Source organism: Schaalia sp., from assembly GCF_050312375.1.
GTDB classification, from domain to species: Bacteria; Actinomycetota; Actinomycetes; order Actinomycetales; family Actinomycetaceae; genus Pauljensenia; species Pauljensenia hyovaginalis.
In genome coordinates, this window is record NZ_JBNOYB010000004.1 from 1 (window position 1) to 17,954 (window position 17,954).

At 67.8% G+C, this 17,954-nt stretch carries 17 protein-coding genes and 1 pseudogene; all 18 read right to left on the reverse strand.

Annotated elements, in window-relative coordinates:
* Positions 1 to 414 (reverse strand): annotated as a pseudogene (locus ACQY7V_RS00075) (primosomal protein N'); the annotation flags it as partial.
* Positions 415 to 452: 38 nt separating this feature from the next.
* The gene (locus tag ACQY7V_RS00080) at positions 453 to 1,055 is read right to left on the reverse strand and encodes a vitamin K epoxide reductase family protein (RefSeq protein ID WP_303777837.1); all 603 of its coding nucleotides are present in this window, start codon (positions 1,053 to 1,055) and stop codon (positions 453 to 455) included.
* Positions 1,052 to 2,245: a methionine adenosyltransferase gene (gene metK, locus ACQY7V_RS00085; protein ID WP_428638361.1), complete on the reverse strand. Its 1,194-nt coding sequence runs from the start codon at positions 2,243 to 2,245 to the stop codon at positions 1,052 to 1,054. Before metK ends, ACQY7V_RS00080 begins: the two co-directional genes overlap by 4 nt.
* Positions 2,242 to 3,465 (reverse strand): bifunctional phosphopantothenoylcysteine decarboxylase/phosphopantothenate--cysteine ligase CoaBC, encoded by a 1,224-nt coding sequence (gene coaBC / locus ACQY7V_RS00090; RefSeq protein ID WP_428638363.1) that lies wholly within the window; start codon positions 3,463 to 3,465, stop codon positions 2,242 to 2,244. Before coaBC ends, metK begins: the two co-directional genes overlap by 4 nt.
* A 3-nt stretch (positions 3,466 to 3,468) precedes the next feature.
* Positions 3,469 to 3,735: a DNA-directed RNA polymerase subunit omega gene (gene rpoZ, locus ACQY7V_RS00095; RefSeq protein ID WP_154477649.1), complete on the reverse strand. Its 267-nt coding sequence runs from the start codon at positions 3,733 to 3,735 to the stop codon at positions 3,469 to 3,471.
* Positions 3,736 to 3,780: 45 nt separating this feature from the next.
* Positions 3,781 to 4,338, reverse strand: coding sequence for a guanylate kinase (gene gmk, locus ACQY7V_RS00100; RefSeq protein WP_303773357.1), 558 nt, complete (start codon positions 4,336 to 4,338; stop codon positions 3,781 to 3,783).
* Between the two features lie 28 nt (positions 4,339 to 4,366).
* On the reverse strand, positions 4,367 to 4,678 hold the full coding sequence (mihF, locus tag ACQY7V_RS00105; RefSeq protein WP_235360892.1) for an integration host factor, actinobacterial type: 312 nt from the start codon (positions 4,676 to 4,678) through the stop codon (positions 4,367 to 4,369).
* Positions 4,679 to 4,763: 85 nt separating this feature from the next.
* Entirely contained in the window at positions 4,764 to 5,609 is an 846-nt protein-coding gene (gene pyrF, locus ACQY7V_RS00110; protein ID WP_428638366.1) for an orotidine-5'-phosphate decarboxylase, read from the reverse strand.
* Complete coding sequence (gene carB, locus ACQY7V_RS00115) at positions 5,606 to 8,905, reverse strand: carbamoyl-phosphate synthase large subunit (RefSeq protein ID WP_154477657.1); 3,300 nt, start codon at positions 8,903 to 8,905, stop codon at positions 5,606 to 5,608. Before carB ends, pyrF begins: the two co-directional genes overlap by 4 nt.
* Positions 8,905 to 10,101, reverse strand: coding sequence for a glutamine-hydrolyzing carbamoyl-phosphate synthase small subunit (gene carA / locus ACQY7V_RS00120; RefSeq protein WP_407822787.1), 1,197 nt, complete (start codon positions 10,099 to 10,101; stop codon positions 8,905 to 8,907). Before carA ends, carB begins: the two co-directional genes overlap by 1 nt.
* The gene (locus tag ACQY7V_RS00125) at positions 10,101 to 11,393 is read right to left on the reverse strand and encodes a dihydroorotase (RefSeq protein ID WP_428638390.1); all 1,293 of its coding nucleotides are present in this window, start codon (positions 11,391 to 11,393) and stop codon (positions 10,101 to 10,103) included. Before ACQY7V_RS00125 ends, carA begins: the two co-directional genes overlap by 1 nt.
* Before the next feature lie 19 nt (positions 11,394 to 11,412).
* Positions 11,413 to 12,405 (reverse strand): aspartate carbamoyltransferase catalytic subunit, encoded by a 993-nt coding sequence (locus ACQY7V_RS00130; RefSeq protein WP_154477661.1) that lies wholly within the window; start codon positions 12,403 to 12,405, stop codon positions 11,413 to 11,415.
* Between the two features lies 1 nt (position 12,406).
* Complete coding sequence (gene pyrR / locus ACQY7V_RS00135; protein WP_154477663.1) at positions 12,407 to 12,976, reverse strand: bifunctional pyr operon transcriptional regulator/uracil phosphoribosyltransferase PyrR; 570 nt, start codon at positions 12,974 to 12,976, stop codon at positions 12,407 to 12,409.
* Between the two features lie 187 nt (positions 12,977 to 13,163).
* Positions 13,164 to 14,111, reverse strand: a complete 948-nt coding sequence (locus tag ACQY7V_RS00140; RefSeq protein WP_154477665.1) for a transketolase family protein — start codon at positions 14,109 to 14,111, stop codon at positions 13,164 to 13,166.
* The gene (locus ACQY7V_RS00145; RefSeq protein WP_235360888.1) at positions 14,108 to 14,947 is read right to left on the reverse strand and encodes a transketolase; all 840 of its coding nucleotides are present in this window, start codon (positions 14,945 to 14,947) and stop codon (positions 14,108 to 14,110) included. Before ACQY7V_RS00145 ends, ACQY7V_RS00140 begins: the two co-directional genes overlap by 4 nt.
* Positions 14,948 to 14,997: 50 nt before the next feature.
* Entirely contained in the window at positions 14,998 to 16,275 is a 1,278-nt protein-coding gene (locus tag ACQY7V_RS00150; protein ID WP_235360887.1) for a TRAP transporter large permease, read from the reverse strand.
* A complete protein-coding gene (locus ACQY7V_RS00155; protein WP_235360886.1) occupies positions 16,268 to 16,915 on the reverse strand; it encodes a TRAP transporter small permease in 648 nt (215 codons plus the stop codon). The genes ACQY7V_RS00150 and ACQY7V_RS00155 overlap by 8 nt, the downstream gene beginning before the upstream one ends.
* Positions 16,912 to 17,907 carry a TRAP transporter substrate-binding protein gene (locus tag ACQY7V_RS00160; RefSeq protein WP_428638371.1) on the reverse strand — a complete coding sequence of 332 codons (996 nt, stop codon included), beginning with the start codon at positions 17,905 to 17,907 and terminating at the stop codon, positions 16,912 to 16,914. The genes ACQY7V_RS00155 and ACQY7V_RS00160 overlap by 4 nt, the downstream gene beginning before the upstream one ends.
* Positions 17,908 to 17,954: the final 47 nt, after the last annotated feature.

The window sequence follows — 17,954 nt, forward strand, 5'->3', positions numbered from 1 at the left end:
TAGTGCCGGAGGCGACGAGGCCAGCACCTCCTTCTCCGCCGTCGCGTGGCGGGCCGGGACCGCCAGGGACAGTGTTTGAGACACGGTGGAGAGATTGCGCTGGGCGATCCTGCGCGCGGCATCGATGAGCCGGGGCGTGAGCACCGGGGTGCGGGAGACCACGCGTTCGATCGGTGCGAGCGCCGTGAGGGGCGAAGTGGATTTCACCTCCACGACCCAGCCGAAGCGGCGCTTGCCGGCGAGGCTCACCCGGACGATCCTTCCGGGCTCGACCTCGCCCGCGAGGGCCTCGGGCACGGAGTAATCCAGGGGTCGATCGAGGTGGGGCAGATCGATGTCGACGAGCACGGCCGCCACCGGCCTCGGCTCCGCCGACGCCGGTGCGAATCCCTCAAAGGCTATCTGCTCGTCCACGCTCCTATTGCACCACGAGCCACGGGCGTTTGAGCCCCTCAGCCCAGGAGCGCGACCCCGTATCCGGCGACGAGCATCGCGAGGATGATGAAGAGCAGCAATCCCGTGATCGTCCAGTCATAGCCGCGGGCGACGAAGCGCCGGACGCCGGGCGGCGAGGCGATGACGCCCTCCCGGACGTTGATCCTCGTCAGCCCCGCGAACACGAGCGTCGTCGTCACCGTGATGAGCAGGCACCACGGGCACAGCACGTGGATGACGAAATACGACTGGAGGAACAGCCAGTAGGCGAAGCAGATCGCGATGAGGTACATGAGGTTCGCGCCGAGCATGTACCACCGCGGGAAGCGGACACCTGCGAACAACGCGACCGAGATCGCCAGGACGACCGCCTCGAAGAGGATCCCCAGGAAGGCGTTGGGGAAGCCGAGCACGTGGGCCTGCGGCGTCAGCGCGACCGTCGAGCAGGACAGGACGGAGGAGACATCGCACGCGAAGTTCGCCGAGGCGTCCTTGGCGAGCTGCCAGGCCTCGATCGACAAGACGAAGGAGGCGACCAAGCCGATCGCGCCCGAGACCGCCATCTCCAGGCTCGTCCGTCGCCGCCAGCGCAGGTCGAAGTCCTCGTCGAGCGCGCTCATGACACCACCGCCTTCAGGGCCTCCACGCGGTTCGTCTCCTCCCAGGGAAAACCCGAACGGCCGAAGTGGCCGTAGGCGGAGGTCTCGGCGTAGATCGGGCGCAGGAGGTCCAGGTCGGCGATCATCCCCGCGGGACGCAGATCGAAGACCTCGCGGATGGCCGCACCGATCCGGGCGTCCTCGACGACGCCCGTGCCGAAGGTCTGCACGTACAGCCCCACGGGATTCGCGCGTCCGATCGCGTAGGCGAGCTGAAGCTCGCAGCGCTTCGCAAGACCGGCGGCGACCACGTTCTTGGCGATCCACCGGGCGGCGTAGGCCGCCGAGCGATCGACCTTCGACGGGTCCTTCCCGGAGAACGCCCCGCCGCCGTGGCGCGCCATGCCGCCGTAGGTGTCGACGATGATCTTCCGGCCCGTCACGCCCGCATCACCCGCGGGGCCCCCGATGACGAATCGTCCCGAAGGATTGACGAGGAGATGCATCGCGCTCGTATCGAGGTCGAGCCCGCTCGCTTCGAGCACGGGGGCCACTACGAGCGACTCGATGAGGTCCGTGAGCTCCGCCCGGCTCAGCGACTCGTCGTGCTGGGACGAGACGAGGACGGTGTCGATGCCGACAGGCCGATCGCCCTCGTAGGCCAGGGTCACCTGGGTCTTGCCGTCCGGGCGTAGTCCCCGGGCGAGGCCCGAATGGCGGACCTCGGCGAGGCGCTTGGCGAGGCGATGCGAAAGCCAGATCGGCGCGGGCATGAGATCCGGCGTGTCGTCGCAGGCGTAGCCGAACATGATGCCCTGATCACCCGCGCCCTGGGCGTCGCGCTCGTCGCGCGCCGACCCCTCGCGGGCCTCGAGCGCGTTGTCCACGCCGCCGGCGATGTCCGGGCTCTGCGAATCGAGGGAGACCGAAATGCCGCACGACGCGCCGTCGAATCCCATCCTCGATGAGTCGTACCCGATCTTGAGGATCTCGTCGCGGACGATCTGGGGGATCTCCACATAGGCCTCGGTCGTCACCTCGCCGGCGACGTGGACGAGCCCCGTCGTCACCATCGTCTCGATCGCGACCCTCGAAGCGGGGTCCTTCTCGAGGAGGGAGTCGAGGATCGCATCCGAAATGCGATCGCACACCTTGTCGGGGTGGCCCTCGGTGACGGATTCGGACGTGAAAAGCTGGAGCGCAGATGTCATTGGGCCATCCTATCGAGTCTCTCCGCGATCATGCCGACGAGGAACCGGGCGACCGCCGCCTTCGAACCGCTTCGGCCGCCGAGGCGCCGACCCGCAGAATCAAGCAGGAGGACCTCGTTGTCGACGTCCCCGAATCCGAGGCCCCCGCCCACCCGGTTCACCGCGAGGAGATCGGCGCCCTTGCGGCGCGCCTTGTCCCTTCCGAAGGCCTCGACCTGTTCCCGGGTGCCCGTTTCGGCCGCGAAGCCGACGACGAGCGCGGGACGGGATTCGGAGTCGCACACGGCTTTGAGGACATCGACGGTCCGTTCGAGGACGAGGGTCGGAGCCTCCGAGGAGTCCGGGTCCTTCTTGATCTTCGCCGCCTCGACGCGGATCGGACGGAAATCGGCGACTGCGGCGGCCATCACCACCGCGTCGAGGTCCGCGAGCCGACCCAGAACGGCCGCTTCGACGTCGGCGGCGCTCGGAGCGTCGACGATCTGCATCCGTCCCGCAAGAGGCGCGAGCAGGGCCTCCTCGATGTTGGCCGCGACGAGGACGACATCGGCGCCCTCGTCCGCGGCGGCCCTCGCGATCTCGATCCCCTGTCGTCCGGAGGAGCGGTTCCCGATGAAGCGGACGGGATCGACGGGCTCGCGGGTCCCCCCTGCGGAGACGAGGATCCTCTTGCCCGCGAGGCGCTTCTCGCCGCTGCTCAAGCACTCGAAGGCGCGCGCGGCGATTGCGGAGGGCTCCGGAAGGCGCCCGATGCCCGAATCCCCCGAACCGAGGGCGCCGACCTCGGGCTCGATGACAGTGAACCCTCGGGCGCGCAACTCGCGGAGGTTGTCCTGCGTCGCCGGATTCGTCCACATCGCCGAATGCATCGCGGGTGCGAGGAGCACGGGGCACGAAGCCGCGAGGATCGTGGTCGTGAGGAGGTCATCGGCGAATCCCGCGCGGACCCGCGCGATGAGATCAGCCGTTGCGGGGGCCACGACGACGAGGTCGGCGCGCCGGGCGAGCTCGACGTGGTCGGATCCGGGGTGGTCGAAGACGCCCACGTGGACGGGGCGCCCGGTGAGCCCCTCCCAGGTCGCTTTGCCGACGAATTCGAGGGAGCGGGGCGTGGGCACGACGTCAACCCGCGCGCCGGAGCGGATGAGCTCGCGTACAAGAATCGCCGCCTTGTAGGCGGCGATTCCGGCTCCGACCCCGACGACGATCGAGGCGGTCATGTCTCAGGCCTTCGAGGAGGCTTCGAGCGTGAGCAGGCCCTCGTTGATCTCACGCAGGGCGATGGCCAGCGGCTTCTCATCGGGTTCGGTCTCGACGACCGGACCGACGTACTGGATCATGTTCTGCTCGAGCTGGAGATTGTACGAGTTGATCTGCCGGGCGCGACGGGCCGCGAAGATCACGAGCGCGTACTTCGAGTCGACGTGCTCGAGGAGATCGTCGATCGGCGGGGACGTGATGCCTTCGGGCTGCGCGACGATTCCGGACATTGACTCCTCCTGATCTCCTCGGCCGTTCGGCCACGAGCAGCCAGTCTACTCCAGCCCCATGAGCTGGGCCAGTTCCGAAACGGTCCGATCGAGGTCGTCATTGATCACAGTCACGTCGAACTCCGCCTCGGCCGCGAGTTCGATCTTCGCGGTCTCCAGCCTCCGCAGGCGTTCCTCCTCGTTCTCGGTGCCCCTGCCCACGAGTCGGGCGACGAGGGCGTCCCAACTCGGCGGGGCGAGGAAGATGAAGCGGGCCCCGGGCATGCTCGACCGCACCTGGCGGGCGCCATCAAGATCGATCTCGAGGAGGACGCGCTCGCCGCGCGCCAATGCGTCCTCCACGGGGCCGCGGGGCGTTCCGTAGCGGTGACGGCCGTGAACGGTCGCCCATTCGAGCATCCCATCGGAGGCGATGAGCTCATCGAACTCGTCGTCGCTGAGGAAGCGGTAGTGGACGCCGTCGACCTCGCCGGGCCTGGGCGGGCGCGTCGTCGCGGACACCGAGACGACGAGTTCGGGATGGAGCTTGCGGAGCGCCTGGACGACGGTGCCCTTGCCGACGGCCGTCGGCCCCGCGAGAACGGTGAGACGAGGGGGTGTCATGCCCCCAAGTCTGCCACCGCCCCTCCGATCAGCCGAATCGTTCGATGAGGGCCTGCGTCTGCACGTGCCCCAGTCCGCGGACGCGGCGGGTCTCGGCGATGCCGTACTCGTCCATCAGCTTCGCGGCGGTGGTGACGCCGACGCGCGGCAAGGATTCGAGGAGGGCGAGGACCCGCATCTTCGCCACCGCCTCATCCGACTCGGCCAAGCCGAGGACCTCGGAGAGCGTCATCTCCCTGTTCTTGAGCTTCGTCTTGATCTCGGCGCGGCGTCGCCGCGCGACCGTCGCCTTCTCGAGCGCTTCAGCGCGCTGCTGCGGGGTCAGTTGAGGTAGCGCCATTGCCGCCCACTCCTTCGCGTCGGGTATTGCGTGTGCATCCTATCGCCAAAATCACACATCCGGCTGGGGAATGGGCGGCGATTCGCTATTCGGCCAGGGCCCGCACGGCCGCGTCGTAGGCCTGCCTCAATCCCTCCGGATCCGGCCCCGCAGCGAGGATCGCCCTCGACGAGGAGGCGAGCACGGCGCGCCGTGCCGGACCGAACACCGCGTCGATCTGGGCGGGCCCCGCGCCTTGAGCGCCGACTCCCGGTGCCAGGATCGGGCCTTCAAGGGCCTCGAGGTCGACGCCCAGGTCGTGCACGGCGCGTCCGACCGTGGCTCCGACCACCACTCCCGCCGGGCCGAGGCGCTCGTGGGGAACGCTCCGGTTGAAGGCCGCCAGCTCCGATACGACGGTCGCGGCGACGCAGGCCCCCCGAGCCGAACGGGCGTGCTGGATCGACGCGCCCTCCGGATTCGAGGTGAGCGCGAGGACGAACACCCCGCGTCCCGTCTGGGCGGCGAGTTCCAGCGCGGGCGCCAGCGCCCCGACGCCCAGGTAGGGCGACAGCGTCACCGCGTCGCCGGCCAAGGGCGAGCCCTCGGCGAGGAAGGCGCCGGCATAGCCGCGCATCGTCGAACCGATATCACCGCGCTTGGCGTCGACGATGCACAGGGAGCGCGCGCCCCGGCAGGCATCGATCGTCTCCTCGAGGACCGCGATCCCCGCCGAGCCGAAGCGTTCGAAGAAGGCGGCCTGGGGCTTGAAAGCGCCGACCCGTCCGCCGAGCGCCTCGACGACGCCCAGTGAGAAGCTGCGCAGCCCCGCGGGATCGTCCGAGAGCCCCCATGCGGCCAGCAAGCCGGGATGGGGATCGATGCCGACGGCGAGCCCGCCGTGCTCGGACATGGAATCGGCGAGCCGATCGCCGAAGGAACGCGGGCTCATCGTCCCGCCGCCTCTCGCTCGGCGTCCCATTCCTGGAGGGAGCGGACGCGGTAGGCGCCGCGAGTCCTCACCTCGATCGCCTGAACCGCGGCGTTGAAGGCCTGAAGCGTCGTGATGATCGTCTTGTCGTTCGAGGTCGCCGCCTGTCGGATCTGGAATCCGTCGTGCCGGTTCTCGGACGTCTGCGGCGTGTTCACGACGATGTCGATCACCCCCTCGGCGATGAGATCGACGACCGTCGGCTCTCCCTTCGGCCCGCGCCCCTCGGAGGACTTGCGCACGACCTGGGCCTCGATGCCGTTGCGCCTCAGGACGGAGGCGGTTCCCGCCGTCGCGAGGATCGCGAAGCCGAGCTCGTGCATGCGGGCGGCAGGGAAGACGATGGCCCTCTTGTCGGTGTCGGCGATCGAGATGAACACGGTGCCCTCGGTGGGCAGCTCCCCGAAGGCCGCGGACTGCGACTTCGCGAAAGCCGTCGGGAAGTCGCGATCGATGCCCATGACCTCGCCCGTGGACCGCATCTCCGGCCCGAGGATCGTGTCGACCATCCCGCCGTCGGCGCGCCTGAAGCGCCTGAAGGGCAGGACCGCCTCTTTCACCGCGATCGAGGAGTTGTCGAGGATCACCCGCGCATCCGTCTCGGGGAGGATCCCGATGGAGCGCAGGTCGGCGATCGTCTCCCCCACCTGGATGAGCGCGGCCGCCTTCGCCAGGGGCACTCCGGTCGCCTTCGAGGCGAAGGGCACGGTGCGCGAGGCCCTCGGGTTCGCCTCGATGACGTAGAGGGTGTCGGAGAGCAGGGCGAATTGGATGTTGATGAGGCCCTTCACGCCGACGCCGCGGGCGATGGCCTCCGTCGAGGCGGTGATCCTCGCCAATTCGCGCGCGGAGAGCGTCATCGGCGGGAGCACGCACGCGGAATCGCCCGAATGAATCCCGGCCTCTTCGATGTGCTCCATGATGGCGCCCATGAAGAGCTCCTCGCCGTCGAAGAGGGCGTCGACGTCGATCTCGATCGCCTGGTCGAGGAAGCGGTCGATGAGCAGGGGGCCCCGCTCGAAGAGCGCGTCGAGGTCCTCGCGGCCGAGATAGGCGTCGAGCGCCGCCGGATCGTTGACGATCTCCATGCCCCGGCCGCCCAGGACGAAGCTCGGGCGGACGAGAACCGGGTATCCCACGTGCGCGGCGACGGAGTGGACCTGAGAGGGCGCGTGCGCCACGTCGTGGGCGGGTGAGGGGCAGCCCGCCTGAACGAGGACCTGGGCGAATTCCTCCCGGTCCTCCGCCAGATCGATCGATGCGGGCGAGGTGCCGAGGATCGGCACACCGGCCTCGGCGAGGTCGTTCGCGAGGGACAGGGGCGTCTGCCCGCCGAGCTGGACGAGCATGCCCTTGACCGGACCGGCCTCGCACTCGGCCCGATACACCTCGAGGACGTCCTCGAGGGTGAGGGGCTCGAAGTAGAGGCGATCGGAGATGTCGTAGTCGGTGGAGACCGTCTCCGGGTTGCAGTTGATCATGACGGTCTCGAAACGATCGCGCAGGGCCATCGCCGCGTGGACGCAGGAGTAGTCGAACTCGATGCCCTGGCCGATTCGGTTGGGGCCCGCGCCGAGGATGATGACGGCTTCCCGTTCACGCGGGGCGACTTCCGTCTCGGCGTCATAGCTGGAGTAGTGGTAGGGCGTGCGCGCCGCGAACTCGGCCGAGCAGGTGTCCACCGTCTTGTAGACCGGGCGGATCCCGAAGGCGCCGCGGACCTCGCGGACAGTCGTCTCGGTGAGGCGGCGCATCAGGCCGATCTGGCGGTCGGAGAAGCCGTGACGCTTCGCCTCCTCGAGAACGCCGCGAGTGAGGGCCGGTGCGGCCAGGATCCGGTTCGCCACCTCGTCGAGGAGGACGATCTGGTCCAGGAACCACGGGTCGATCCCCGTGGCCTCGAAGAGCTCCTCGATGGAAGCCCCGCCGCGGATCGCGCGCTGGACCTGCACGAGTCGGCCCTCCGTGGGCGTCGCGGCAGCGGCGACGAGGGCGCGCGTCTCCTCCTCGGTGGGCGCGGGCGTCGACCAGTCGAATTGGACGCCGCCCTTGTCGATCGAGCGCAGGGCCTTCTGAAGGGCTTCGGTGAAATTGCGGCCGATCGCCATGGCCTCGCCGACGGCCTTCATCGAGGTCGTGAGGGTGGGATCGGCCTGGGGGAACTTCTCGAAGGTGAAGCGCGGGACCTTGACGACCACGTAGTCGAGCGTCGGTTCGAAGGACGCGGGCGTCGAGCCGGTGATGTCGTTCGGGATCTCGTCGAGGGTGTACCCCGTGGCGAGCTTGGCGGCGATCTTCGCGATCGGGAAGCCGGTCGCCTTCGAGGCCAGCGCCGAGGAGCGCGAGACGCGCGGATTCATCTCGATGACGATGACCCTGCCCGTGTCGGGCTCGACCGCGAACTGGATGTTGCAGCCGCCCGTGTCGACGCCGACGGCGCGGATCACGGCGATGCCGATGTCGCGCAGGCGCTGGAGTTCGCGGTCCGTGAGGGTGAGCGCCGGCGCGACGGTGATGGAGTCGCCCGTGTGCACGCCGACCGGGTCGAGGTTCTCGATCGAGCAGACGACGACCACGTTGTCGGCCGTGTCGCGCATGAGCTCGAGCTCGTACTCCTTCCATCCGAGGATCGACTCCTCGAGGAGGACCTCGGTGGTGATCGAGGCAGCGAGGCCCTGGCCCGCGATGCGATCGAGGTCCTCGGGCGTGTACGCGAAACCGGAGCCCAGACCGCCCATGGTGAAGGAGGGGCGGACGACCAGGGGGTATCCGAGTTCGGCGGCGGCCGCGTGGCATTCCTCGAGGCTGTGGGCGATCACCGACCGGGCGACTTCGGCCCCGCACTCCTCGACGATCCGTTTGAACTCCTCGCGGTCCTCACCCGCTCGGATCGCGTCGATCGAGGCGCCGATGAGTTCGACGCCGTAACGTTCGAGGACGCCCTGGTCCGCCAGCGCGATCGCCGTGTTGAGGGCGGTCTGGCCGCCGAGGGTCGGCAGGAGGGCGTCGGGGCGCTCCTTCTCGATGATGCGCGCGACCACTTCGGGGGTGATCGGCTCGACGTAGGTCGCGTCGGCCATCTCCGGGTCGGTCATGATGGTCGCCGGGTTCGAGTTGACGAGGACGACCCGCAGGCCCTCCTCCTTGAGGACGCGGCAGGCCTGGGTGCCCGAGTAATCGAACTCGCAGGCCTGCCCGATGATGATCGGGCCGGAGCCGATGACGAGGACGGAGCGGAGGTCCTTCCTTGCGGGCATCAGTCGTTCTCGCTTTCTCCCTCGGAGGCGCCCGCGGAGGCGCGGTCGAGGATCATGGTGCAGAAACGGTCGAAGAGGTGCTCGCCGTCATGCGGGCCCGCGGCGGCCTCGGGGTGGTACTGGACGGAGAAGGCGGGGATGTCGAGGGCGCGCAGGCCCTCGACGACGCCGTCGTTGAGTCCGACGTGGCTGACCACGACCCGGCCGTAGCGGCCCGAATCGAAGGGCGCGATCGAGGGCTCGCCGATGGGCGCATCCACGGCGAAGCCGTGATTGTGGGCCGTGATCTCGACGCGGCCCGTCTGAAGATCCTTGACGGGTTGGTTGACGCCGCGGTGCCCGAAGTCCAGTTTGTAGGTGCCGTAACCGAGGGCGCGCCCGAAGAGCTGGTGCCCGAAGCAGATCCCGAAGTACGGGATTCCGGCATCGAGGACCGCGCGCAGCAGCTCGATCTCATGATCGGCGGAGGCGGGGTCGCCCGGTCCGTTCGAGAAGAACACGCCGTCGGGGTTGAGGGCCGTGATCTCGGCGAAGGTGACCGTGTTGGGCACGATCGTCACCTCGATGCCGCGTTCGGCGAGCTGCTCGGGAGTGCGGGACTTGATGCCGAGGTCGACGGCCACGATCCGCGCGCGCCTGTCCCCCACGGCTTCGACGACGTAGGACTCGTTCGTCGAGACCTCCTGCGCGAGGGCGGCCCCCGACATCGCGGGCTGGTCGACGACGATCCTCACGAGCGCTTCGCGGACCTGCTCGCCCAGGTGCTCGGCGCCCGCCGGAAGCGCGTCACCGGAGAAGATCCCCGCGCGCATGGCGCCCTGGGAGCGGATGTGCCGCGTCACGGCGCGCGTGTCGAGTTCGCAGATGCCGACGATCCCCTGGGCGAGGAGCTCGTCGTCGAGGGATCGCGTCGAGCGCCAGTTCGAGGCGCGCCGGGCGGGGTCTCGGGCGGCGAAGCCCGCCACCCAGATCCGCTTCGATTCCGGATCCTCGTCGTTCACGCCGGTGTTGCCGATGTGGGGCGCCGTCATCACGACGATCTGGCGGTGGTAGGACGGATCCGTCAGGGTCTCCTGGTATCCGGTCATGCCGGTGGAGAAGACGATCTCGCCGAGGGTCCTGCCGCGCGCTCCCCAGGCGCGACCCGGGAATACGCTTCCGTCCTCGAGTACGAGAAGGGCGAGTTCGCTTCGCATCAGCGGTCCTCCTTGGGAATGGGGTTTCCTTCGCTCACGGTCGAATCGCCCCTGTGGAACGTGTAGAGCACGTGTCCCGGCAATTCCATGCCCCGATAGGGGGTGTTCGTCGAACGAGTCCACTGGGCGGACGGGTCGACCTTCCTTCGGACTGCCGGATCGACGAGGGCGATGTTCGCCGGCGCGCCGACGACGAGGCCCCTCCCCTGGCTCGCGACCCGGCCGATCCGCGCCGGCGCCGTCGAGAGCACTCGGGCGACGTCCTTCCACGTCATCCGCCCGGTGTCGACCATCGTCTCGATGACGACGGGGAGCGCCGTCTCCAATCCGGTCATGCCGAAGGCGCCCGCCTGCCACTCGCAGTCCTTCGATTCGAGCGGATGGGGCGCGTGGTCGGTGCCGACGATGTCGATCGTCCCGTCGGCGAGCCCCTCGCGCACCGCTTCGACGTCCTCGGCGCTGCGCAAGGGCGGGTTCACCTTGTAGAGCGGGTCGTAGGTCCGCGCGAGTTCCTCGGTGAGGAGCAGATGATGCGGGGTCACTTCAGCGGTGACGTCGACCCCCATGCGCTTGCCCCATCGGATGAGGTCCACCGATCCCGCCGTGGACAGGTGGCAGACGTGGAGCCTGGAGCCCACGTGCTTGGCCAGGAGGATGTCGCGCGCGATGATCGCCTCTTCGGCGACGGCCGGCCAGCCGGCGAGTCCGAGTTCTCCCGACAGGGCGGACTCGTTCATCTGGGCGCCCTCGGTCAGACCGGGGTCCTGGGAGTGCTGTGCGACCACGCCGTCGAAGGCCTTGACGTATTCGAGGGCGCGGCGCATGAGGACCGGGTCGAAGACGCATTTGCCGTCGTCGGAGAAGACCCTGACCTGCGAGCGCGATTTCGCCATCGCGCCCATCGAGGACAGGTGCTCCCCCGCGAGCCCCTTGGTCACGGCTCCGACGGGGCGGACCTCGACCCATCCGGCTTCACGCCCGACCTCCCACACCTGATCGACGACCGAGGCCGTATCGGCGACCGGCGTGGTGTTCGCCATCGCGTGGACGGCCGTGTAACCGCCGATCGCCGCGGCGCGCGTGCCCGTCTCGATCGTCTCGGCGTCCTCCTGGCCCGGTTGGCGCAGGTGCGTGTGCAGATCGACCAGGCCGGGAAGGGCGATGAGCCCGTCGGCGTCGATGCGCCTCGCCTCCCGTGCGCCGTCGCGAGCCTCCTTCCCGAGGGCGACGATCACGCCCTCGCGGACGAGGATGTCGGAGCGCCCCTCACCGCAGATGTCGGCCGAGGAGATGAACCAGGAGCGAGAGGAGTCAGTCACGGGGGTTTCCTTCCGGGGCGAGGAGGAGGTAGAGGGCGGCCATGCGGACCGAGACGCCGTTGGCGACTTGTTCGACGACGACCGATCGCGGGGAGTCAGCGGCTTCGGCGCTGATCTCGAGTCCGCGGTTCATCGGGCCGGGATGCATGATGATCGTGTCGGGACCGAGAGCGTCGAATCGCTGACGGTCGAGGCCGTAGGCCAGGTGGTATTCGCCGGGGGACGGGAAGAAGCCGCCTCCGGCCGCGCTCATGCGCTCGCGTTGCACGCGGAGCATCATCACGGCGTCGGGCTCCTGCGCGAGTGCGCGATCGAAGTCGTATTCGACCTCGCAGTCCCAGGTCTCCACGCCCACGGGCAGGAGCGTCGGCGGGGCGACGAGGGTGACGGACGCGCCGAGCAGGGTGAGCAGGTCGACGTTCGAGCGGGCGACCCTGGAGTGGAGGACGTCGCCGACGATGACGACGCGCGCACCGGCGAGATCCGTCCCGGGCGCGAGGGGCTCGACCTCGGGGTCGGCCGGATCCCGGTGGAAGTGGCGGCGCAGGGTCATCGCGTCGAGGAGGGCCTGCGTCGGATGCTGGTGCGTCCCGTCGCCGGCGTTGAGAACCGGCAGGTCCATCCACCCGGCGTGCGCGAGCCGGTGAGCGGCGCCCGACGAGGAGTGGCGGACGATGACGGCGTCCGCGCCCATCGCCTGGAGGGTGAGGGCGGTGTCCTTGAGCGACTCCCCCTTGGAGACCGATGAGCCCTTCGCGGAGAAGTTGATGACATCGGCGGACAGGCGCTTGGCCGCGGCCTCGAAGGAGAGGCGGGTGCGGGTGGAGTCCTCGAAGAAGAGGTTGACGACCGTCCGGCCGTGAAGCGTCGGGAGCTTCTTCACGCGCCGGGACTGGGTCGCGGCCATCTGCTCGGCCGTGTCGAGGAGGAGGAGCGCCTCGCGGTAGTCGAGGTCGCGGATCGAGATGAGATGGTCGAGGCTCATGTCAGTCCCTCTTCCCCAGCAGGACCGCATCGCGGCCGTCCGTCTCCTCCAGCAGGATCGTCACGGTTTCGTGGCGCGATGTCGGCAGGTTCTTGCCGACGAAGTCGGGGCGGATCGGCAGTTCGCGGTGGCCGCGATCGACGAGGACCGCGAGCTGCACGGCGGCAGGACGCCCGAGGCCGCCGAGGGCGTCGAGAGCGGCTTTGATGGTCCTGCCCGTGTAGAGGACGTCGTCGACGAGGACGACGGTCCGGGCGTCGATCCCCGAAGCCGGGATCCGCGTTTCCTGGGGGACTCTGAGCGGCTGTGATCGCAGGTCGTCCCGGTACATCGTCGTGTCGATGATGGCGAGTCCGGCCGAGCCTCCGCCGACCTCCTCGATCCGCGAGACCAGGCGTCGCGCGAGCGTCGCCCCCCTGGTCGGGATTCCCGCGATCACAAGGTCCTCCGCCCCGGAGTTGCGTTCGATGATTTCGTAGGCGATGCGGGTGAGTGAGCGGGAGATGTCGCCCGCGCCGAGCACTTCTTTGCCGCCCGCGCCTCGTGCCCCGATTGAATGCACTGATCCCATGCGGATCTCCTTCCCCGCCTCTCTGGACGGTCCTTAAAGGAATGCTTCCGCGCCTCAGCCTACCGCTTCTTCGCCGTCGCGCTCAGTCCCGTCCATCACAGCCTCGGATGCCTCGTCGCGTTCGAGCCCGCCCCCGCACCGGGTTGGAGAGCGGTGCGGGAACGGGCTCGGGCGAGGAGGGGGTGTATCAGTCCAGGAGCGATTTCGCGGCCTCGAGGATCCCCTCCACCGTGATGTCGTTCATCTCGAGCAGTTCCTCATAGGTCGCGGACTGGCCGAACTGGTCCTGAATGCCGATCTGCGCGACGCGCGCACCGCCCTCGGCCGCCACGACCTGGCTGACCGCAGCGCCCAGACCGTGCATGACCGTGTGGTCCTCGACGGTGACGATCCGTCCGGTCGTCATGCAGCGCCTCACCTCATCGACGTCGAGGGGCTTGATCGTGTGCATGTCGACGACGCGCACCGAGACGCCCTCGCTTTCCAGGGCGTTCGCGGCTTCGATCGCGAGGCGGAGGGTGTCGCCGTTGGCGATGATCGCGAGGTCGTCTCCTTCGGAGAGGACCTTGGCCCTGCCGATCTCGAACTCCTCGTCCGGCCCGTAGATCTCCGGAACGGCATCGCGGGTGAAGCGGAGGAACATCGGCCCCGCCCAATCGGCGGCCTCGCGCACCAGCTTGCGCGCCGAGTTGTAATCCGCCGGCATGACGACCGTCATGCCCGGCAGCCCGCGCATGGTGCCCATGTCCTCGATCGCCTGGTGCGAACCGCCGTCATTCCCGGGTGTGAGGCCGCCGTGGGAGCAGGCGATCTTCACGTTGAGCTTCGGGTAGCAGATCGATTGGCGGATCTGCTCGCCCATGCGCAGGGAGCCGAACACCGCGTAGGTGACGACGAAGGGGATCTTCCCGGTCGTGGCGAGGCCGGCTGCGACGCCCGCGCCGTTCTGCTCGGCGATGCCGACGTTGACGTGCTGGGCCGGGAGGGCCTTGGAGAAGGCCGTCGTCTGGCAGGACTTCGCGATGTCGCAGTCGACGACGAAGATCTCCGGGCGCTCCTGCCCGAGCGCGAGGATCTCATCGCCGAAGCCCGTGCGCGTGGGCTTCTTGCTGGTGTAGTCGACGGTGAGGCTCATCGATCCAGTCCTTTCTCGAGTTCGGCCATGGCCTGTGCGTACTGTTCATCGTTCGGCGCGGCGCCGTGCCAGCCCGCCACGTCCTCCATGTACGACACTCCTCTGCCCTTGATCGTCTTGAGGATCAGGGCCTTCGGTTTGCCGTTCTTCATCCCGCGGAAGGCGTCGAAGGCCTTCGAGATCGCGTCCATGTCGTGACCGTCGATGCGGATCGCGTCGTAGTCGAAGGCTTCGAATTTCTTCACGAAGTCGAAGTTCGGGCTCACCTCGTCGCAGTGGCCGTCGATCTGGAGGTTGTTCTCATCAATGATCACGGTGAAGGCGTCGAGTTCGTAGGTGCGGGCGCATTGAACGGCCTCCCAGACCTGGCCCTCCTGCGTCTCGCCGTCGCCGAGCAGGGTGTAGACCCTCGAGTCCTTGCCGTCGCGTTTGAGGCCGATCGCCATGCCGACCGCGGCGGAGATCCCCTGGCCGAGCGAGCCCGTCGAGATCTCGATTCCCGGGCACTTCTTGGAGTCGGGGTGCCCCTGGAAGGCGGAGCCCTTCTTCCTCAGGGTATGGATCGTCTCCATCGGGACGAAGCCCGCGATCGCGAGGGCCGAGTAGAGCACAGGCGCGACGTGCCCCTTGGAGAGAACGAAGCGATCGCGGTCCTCCCACTTCGGGTCCGCCGGGTCGTAGCGCATCTCCCTGAAGTACAGGTTCGCCACGACATCGGCGGCCGAGAGGGAGCCGCCGGGGTGTCCGGACTGGGCCTCGTAGATCATCTGGACGGATGTCATGCGGAGCTGCTTGGCGCGCTCCTTCAATTCTTCAGTGGTGACTGATCGCACCATGATCTTGTCCTTCGTCTTTGTGCGGATGCGGGTCGGTGGGGTCTGCGGATTCAGCTCGTCGGGATGAGCATGAGGCCCGGGGCGTAGGCGATGATGAGCACGAACGCGATGATGAGCACGTAGAAGAGCAGGAGTTCGCGCGTCACCTTGTTGATGCCGACGCGGCCGATGCCTGCGGAGATGTACAGGGTCGTGCCGACGGGCGGGGTGTACAGGCCCATGGCGAGCGTGCAGACCATGAGGATTCCCAGCTGGACCGTTCCCATTCCGATCGCCGAGGCGAGAGGCAGGAGAACGGGCGTGAGCAGCAGGATCGCCGGCGCCATATCGAGGAACATCCCGGTGATGATCAGGATGATCACGATGAAGAGGATGATGAGCGCAGTCGAATCCGTCTGGGAGAGCAGTGCGGAGGCGAGCTTTTGAGGGGCCTCCTGGATCGTGAGCAGCCAGGACAGTGCGGCGGAGAACATGATGAGCACCATGACCACCGCCGTCGATGCCGCCGACTCCGTCACGGACCGCATGAAGGACTTCCAGGTGAGGTCCCTGTACATCGTCGTGCGGATGAGCAGCGCGTAGACGGCTGCGAGGACCGAGACCTCGGTGACCGTCGCCGTTCCGGTGAAGAGGAAGACGCGGATGAGGATCACGGGGATGAGGATCGCGGGCGTCGCGATGAGAAGGTCGATGAGGAGCTTCTTCATCGTGAGCTTGGCCCGCACGCGCGGATAGTTGTTCTTGAAGGCGAGGAACCAGCATCCGAACATGAGGGCCACGGCCATGACGATGCCGGGGATGAGGCCCGCGTTGAACACCGCTGCAACCGAGGCGCCGGAGGCCGCCGAGAAGAGGATCATCGGGATCGAGGGCGGGATGATGACGCCGAGCACCGATGAGGAGGCGTTGACGGCCGCGGCGTACTGCGCCGGGTAGCCGAGCTTCTTCGTCCAGGGGATCATGACCTTGCCCAGGCCGGTCGCGTCAGCGACGGCCGAGCCCGAGACGCCGGCGAAGACGGCGTTCGTGAGAACGGAGGTCATGCCGACGCCGCCTCGGAAACGGCCCACCACGCGGGTGGCCAGGCCGATGACCTGCGCTCCGAGCCTGCCCGAGAAGAGGAGGTCGGCGGTGAGGATGAAGAAGGGGATGGCGAGCATCGAGTAGTCGGTCGCTCCGCCGAAGGATTGGAGGGCGAGCGCCTCCATCGGGAGGGATCCGATCGCGAAGAGGCCGACGACGGTTCCGGCGATCACCGAGAAGGCGACTGGGACGCCGAGGAGGAGAAGAGCGATGAAGACGATGATTGCGACGGCGACTTCAAACACCGTGGACCTCCTTGACTGCGTCCTCGGCCTCGACCGGGGAGCCGATATCAATGCTGCGGACCGCACCCTTGCGGTAGAAGAACCACGCCCTGACCGCGGCCTGAATGCTCAGGCAGGCCGTCATGACGATGAAAGCGGCGAAGCTGCCGATCTGCGGCCATCCCATGATCGGGGTGATCTGCGCGGACATCGGTCCGGCCATGTAGGCGCCCAGGTAGGTGAGGTAGGCCATCAGGATCGCGACGAAGATCCAGATCGCGATGGAGGCGATCTCGAAGGCCCTGCCGTGGAGCTTCTCGAGGAAGAAGTTCACCCCGACGTGCGCCATCTGCGCCTGGGCGACGATCGCACCGGCGCAGATCAACCAGGGCAGGAGGTAGCTCGGCCCTTCGGCGGCGAGGTCGATCGACGAGTTGAAGACGTATCTCATGACCACTGAGAGCGTCACGAGGACCAGCATGATGATCGTGATCGCAGCGGCGGCCCATGAGGCGGCCCTGAGGAACTTCTGGTTGATCGGATCGGTCGCTTCGAGCGGTTCATCGAGGACGGATTGAGTATCGAGGGCGGCGATGTCGTCCTCGGTGATGACGGTGCCGACGGCCGTCGTTTCGTCCGCTGCGTGAGGCGGCTTCGTCATTTGGCCTCATCCCCTTGCGTGTACTCGGAGCGGAGTCCATCCGCGGTTGATGTGATGGTGGTGAAGAACTCCGGGAACTTCGCGGACCAGGAGTCGTACACCGGAGCGGTGAGGGTGCGGAAGGCCTCCTTGTCCGGGTGCGTGACGGCGAGCTTTAGCTCGAACTCCTCGTAGATCCGCCTCGTCTGGACGCTCATTTCCTCGCGCTGGGATGCGCGGGCCTCGTCCGCCGCCTCCTGGAGAATGGACCGCTGCTCGGGGGTGAGCCTCGACCAGCGGGCCGTCGAGATGACGAAGGGATTCGCCTCGTACTTGTGGCCGGTGACCGCGAGATTCGGTTGGACCTCGTCGAGTTTCGAGCTCTTGATGTTGACGACGGGATTCTCCTGGCCGTCAACGGCACCGGTCCTGAGCGCGAGGTAGAGCTCTCCGAAGGCCATCGGTGTGGGGTTGGCGCCGAGTTGGTTGAAGATCGAGATCGTCATCGTGTCGTCGGGGGTGCGGATCTTGAGGCCGGCGACGTCTTCTGGGGTTTCGATCGGGTGCTTGGAATTCGTGAGATCGCGCATGCCGTTATCCCAGAATCCGAGGAGGTGGAAGCCTCGTTCCTCGGCCTTCTTAGCGAGGTACCCGCTGATCTCCTTCGAGTCGATGACCGCGTAGGCGTGCTGGGAGTTCTCGAAGAGGAAGGGCAGGCCGATGAGCGCGGCCTCGGGCACGTAGGTCGCGAAGGGGCCCTGAGAGTTGATCGTCATGTCGAGGGTGCCCGATGCGACCGAGATCATCATCTCGGAGTCCGATCCCACGGTCTCCTGACCGAGGATCTGGATGTCGATCGCATCGTCCGACTTCTCCTCGACGAGCTTTTCGAAGAGGAGCGCCGCATTGGAGCGCGGATTCCCCGGGGCCGCGCCGTGCCCCAGGATGATGCGGATCGAATCGGTGTTGCGGGGGCCCGCACCGCCGGCGCAACCGGCGAGGAGCGCGGTCACTGCCGCAGCCGTAATCGCACATCGTGCGATCTGGCGAGAGCGAGGCA